We start from the raw sequence: 4,180 nt of genomic DNA, 5'->3' as shown, positions 1-4,180 counted from the left end.
TGTGATCTGATGAGTTCGCACTTGATGCGGAGATCGGCCATTACCACCATGCTGCTTGCCGGGATGCCGGAACATTTAGTTAGAAAAATATCGGGGCATGCCACCAACAGCCCTTCGTTCTACCGATATGTAAATTACACACAGCCTTTTTTAGATCAAGCCATTGAAAAAATGCACGACTTGCTAAAAAAGCAATAACCAATACTCTGGAAACAATCATCACCCAGACTTTAAAATGTCAAAAAAGCAGTGTAGCTTTAGGGTAGTTCTTTGAGTTAGAAGCAGCCCTCCGTTCGGGATGTTGATGCCCAACCGCTCTTATACCGCTGGAACTCAGTTTAGGTATGGGTTTAATGGGAAGGAAAATGACAATGAAGTTAAGGGAACCGGAAATCAGCAAGACTATGGCATGCGGATTTATGATACGAGACTTGGGAAGTTTTTGAGTGTGGATCCGTTAATTGATAAGTATCCTGAGCTTACACCTTATCAGTTTGCAAACAATAGCCCAATAGCAAATATTGATTTAGATGGTGCAGAAAATCTATATTACAGTGTAACTTTTAATGAGCAAGGAAAAAGCGTTTTATATAAGGTAAGCGAAAGATATGCACCTCTAAGTTTCCTAATGCCAGCTAGTTATTTCTTTATATATGGAGGCAACAACTATTATCAAACTGATGAGTCAAGTTGGTTAAATCCTGGCATGGGAATGAAAATGCTGTCAGAATTTGAAGGCAAAACTAAAGAGGAGCTGGATGCGATGTTTGGGGTTATGAAGACAGATGTTGAAAAACATGCAGAACATATTAAACAACATGAAGCAGAGATAAAGGAACTCTTTCAGAATGCTTTTCTTGGTGCTGCTGTGGTAAATACTAAGAAGGGGACATACACAAACTCAAACACGAACAAACAACAACAGTCAGCAAATAATAAGACAAACTCTGAAGGGAGAAAGTTTTCCACTGCTGGTCAGCAATCTGCTTCGGGTGATAAAACTAATTCTTTAAAAGCAACTCAACCCAATATTAATGCAGGTGAGCAAGCGAGGTCTATTGTAGATGTCAAAAATGGAAAATTTGCACAACCTAACCATTCAAATAATTATTCATTGACAGGACAAAAAATTTTAGGAGTTCAGTCCATACCAGAAGGTGTAGTGAATTTGAAGAACGGAATATGGGCGCCTGCAAACTTACCTATAGACTATGTCATAAGAGACGGACAAGTATACTACTTAAATACAAGAAGTGTTGCTACTTTAATAGAAGCTGGCATACCAAAATCCAAATGGATTTTTCAAAATCGAACTGGAGAAGCAACTTTTGAAATTAATTTGACAAAAAACTTAAATGGCAGTTCTGGATATACTGAGGTAACTAATAGAAAAACAGGTAAAATAACAAGATTATGACAGTAAAAGAAGAAGTAAAATTTGAGTGTATCACTAAAGACTACTATTCGTTCAGTTTATGTAAAACCAATGATGATGTAACACTAGTCTTTGGTAATGTACATCTTGTTTTTCTCAAATGCTTAATTTTTAAGTGCGGCTATCCAAATGAAGAGATTTATATGCATTACGATTATTACACTCGATTTTCAATGAAAAAGAATATTTTATATGAGTTGATAGAGAGCGATTGGCTTAATGAATTACGTGTCATGAACAGTGTACATCTGAGACATTCAGATTCAATTTTTGAAAATGACAAGCACTTTATCATTTTATTTGAGGATGAAGTTTTTGAGTGTATTGCAACTTCGTATAAACTCATTGGTATTGACTCTTAGTTAATTTATCCCTGCCATTTCCTGTTACATAATTATCTATGCGTTATTCAACGGTATGTAGTTTCCATTTTAAACAAAATTGTTCTTTTTTGTCCAGCTCAATGACATTGTAAATAAAACGAAAATAGTAGTTAAAAATAAGAAGATATAAATTCAATTATCTGTTACAATAGTCTTAAATGATAAAGAGAAAGTATATGTTCAGTTGTATGAAGAACTACACCAACCTTTCTTGAAATCAGCTCTGGAAGCGCAGAGAAAATGGAGACTTGCAATGAATTACAATAATTGTAAATAACAGTGTAGGCTTCCCTAAATAGTTNTATGAAGAACTACACCAACCTTTCTTGAAATCAGCTCTGGAAGCGCAGAGAAAATGGAGACTTGCAATGAATTACAATAATTGTAAATAACAGTGTAGGCTTCCCTAAATAGTTTAATTATGAAAATAAGTGAATTTGTGAAACTATTTAATACTTAGACTTAGCGGATGGAGAAATCTTGGAAAGAATATATTGGAAGCTTATTGAAATATGGAAACCAGTCAAGAATATACTACGTTGTAATAATAATGAACTTCTATTTGATTTTTTTTAAACTGACATTATTAACGGCCTAAATTTCAACCTTTTTTGTGACTTCGACTTCAAATAATTGGTATCTTTTTGGATACTTGCCAAACGGCTTTATCTTTTAGTTCCTAGTTTTGTTTTATGTGCTTCGAACAGAATGGAAGGGAAAGAACTTTTCACATGCTTAATATTTTGACACACCTTGCAAATGCGGATTTTTTTTAATTCACTTTGAATGAAATGATTTCAAGAATAGTAACAGTTCCCCATTAATTAAAGTAATTTCATATGGGTCATGGGTTACTTTATATACCCTCTTCTCTCTATCAACTCCGATAAAATCTCCGTCTTCAAAATCGAATATGTGATAATACAATTTTCCATTTAGTTCAACTTCATATATATCTGAAGGGTTTATAAATGCCAACTCCTCAGCGGAGAAAAAGCCCATCTCCTGAGTATCTAAATCGTCCATATATTCACAATGGAACAGTTTCATTCTAACATTATTTGAATCGGGAATAAAGCGTGACGTGTTTGGTGTAGCGTAACCAGCGATTAACCCCCCAGAAAGATAAATTTCAATATCAGCAAAATTATTTTCTGCAATATTGAAAACCTGCATCCCTCGGAGAATAGCACTCCTTTTCTTTCGGTTCTCGAAAAGTTTAGATTTTCCCGGCTTGTAAATAAACCCTACATAATTTCGGACAGGTTTCATCTGATGATACTTTTCTTTGAAAAGATCTCCATCGATTTGCTTCGCAAGCTCACTATATTTCACAGGCAAAATATTAACAAGACTTGATAATAACTTGATTTCTATATCTATAGACGTGCTCTTTTTAAAAAATCCAAACATAAACGTAATATTATTAAAATTTCGTCGTGAACCAATTATACTTCTTAAACCAACCTACATCTGACTTAAGTCCATTTCGCAAGAACTTAAAGCGATAGCTGTCAATTAACGAATGCTGTATCGTATTGAGTTTCCAAACATTTATTCTATTGTTTACCAACCAATTGGGTAAGTTGTGAGCTCGCTGCATCCTTTGTGTAATAAATGTATGAGAAAATTCTGTGCTAACACGCTGCAGAACAGGTTTCCCCGCAGCATTAGTAGTCAATATATTACCCAAAGTTTCTGTTCCTCCCCTCGCCGCCTTGTATTCTACAAAATCAAGTCCTCCCCTAGGTAAATTTCGCCCGACATATGATAAGCCGCGTCCCAAAGCGGATACCCCACGTCCTGCTAACCTAAGCTCACCAGCGCCGATGAGGAATTCAACAGGCCCTAATCCATCACTCTCAATAGCCTCTTGATACCATCCAACCCAAACATGGTGGGTTGCTCTCTCAAAACTAAAATCCAATCCTGTATATCCGCTTACATCCCTTGGTACAAAAGTACCTTTATCATAATTATTGCCTGGTGTACCCTTATAAAACCTGTCTTGATATACAGCAGTCTCAGTTATCTTGCCGTTTGAAGACTGCGACCATTGTGCGGAATTGTCTCCAAAAATATAAATATTCAAGCTGTTGCCTTTGCCATCGCTTATGGCAAGTGATCCAGTTCCCCTTCGTGTAGATTGGTCAAAACTAGAATTAAATCTATAAGTTGAGTTCCCATGCCTTAAAGTTGCACTTGCAACGGAACCTTCGGCACCTCTTCCATCTAAACCGAAACCCACCCAACGATAATCACTTGTTTCCTTAGACCCAACAGCTACATTTTCACCTGTAGCATTTACAGGCTGCCATTCACAACCATCTAGGTCAATTCCATCAATGGGCCGGTTCATGGC

Annotated in this window: 4 protein-coding genes and 1 pseudogene; 3 read left to right on the top strand and 2 right to left on the bottom strand. The window is 36.2% G+C overall.

Annotated elements, in window-relative coordinates:
* From ACQ2HE_RS19690 to ACQ2HE_RS19680, 3 genes and pseudogenes are all read left to right on the top strand, one after another.
* A pseudogene (locus tag ACQ2HE_RS19690) lies at window positions 1-198 on the top strand (hypothetical protein); the annotation flags it as partial.
* Window positions 199-298: 100 nt separating this feature from the next.
* Window positions 299-1,417 (top strand): RHS repeat domain-containing protein, encoded by a 1,119-nt coding sequence (locus ACQ2HE_RS19685; protein ID WP_430901837.1) that lies wholly within the window; start codon window positions 299-301, stop codon window positions 1,415-1,417.
* Window positions 1,414-1,797 (top strand): hypothetical protein, encoded by a 384-nt coding sequence (locus tag ACQ2HE_RS19680; protein ID WP_430901835.1) that lies wholly within the window; start codon window positions 1,414-1,416, stop codon window positions 1,795-1,797. The genes ACQ2HE_RS19685 and ACQ2HE_RS19680 overlap by 4 nt, the downstream gene beginning before the upstream one ends.
* 798 nt (window positions 1,798-2,595) lie before the next feature.
* Here ACQ2HE_RS19680 and ACQ2HE_RS19675 read toward each other — a convergent pair.
* Both ACQ2HE_RS19675 and ACQ2HE_RS19670 read right to left on the bottom strand, forming a co-directional pair.
* Window positions 2,596-3,231, bottom strand: coding sequence for a hypothetical protein (locus tag ACQ2HE_RS19675; RefSeq protein WP_430901833.1), 636 nt, complete (start codon window positions 3,229-3,231; stop codon window positions 2,596-2,598).
* A gap of 13 nt (window positions 3,232-3,244) precedes the next feature.
* A partial coding sequence (locus ACQ2HE_RS19670; protein WP_430902495.1) for a hypothetical protein occupies window positions 3,245-4,180 on the bottom strand: 936 nt, incomplete at its 5' end.

Source organism: Endoryza foliicola, assembly GCF_050589245.1.
GTDB lineage: Bacteria > Bacteroidota > Bacteroidia > Chitinophagales > Chitinophagaceae > Endoryza > Endoryza foliicola.
The sequence above is the reverse complement of the archived record's forward strand: the minus strand, read 5'-3'. Positions and strand labels throughout refer to the sequence as shown.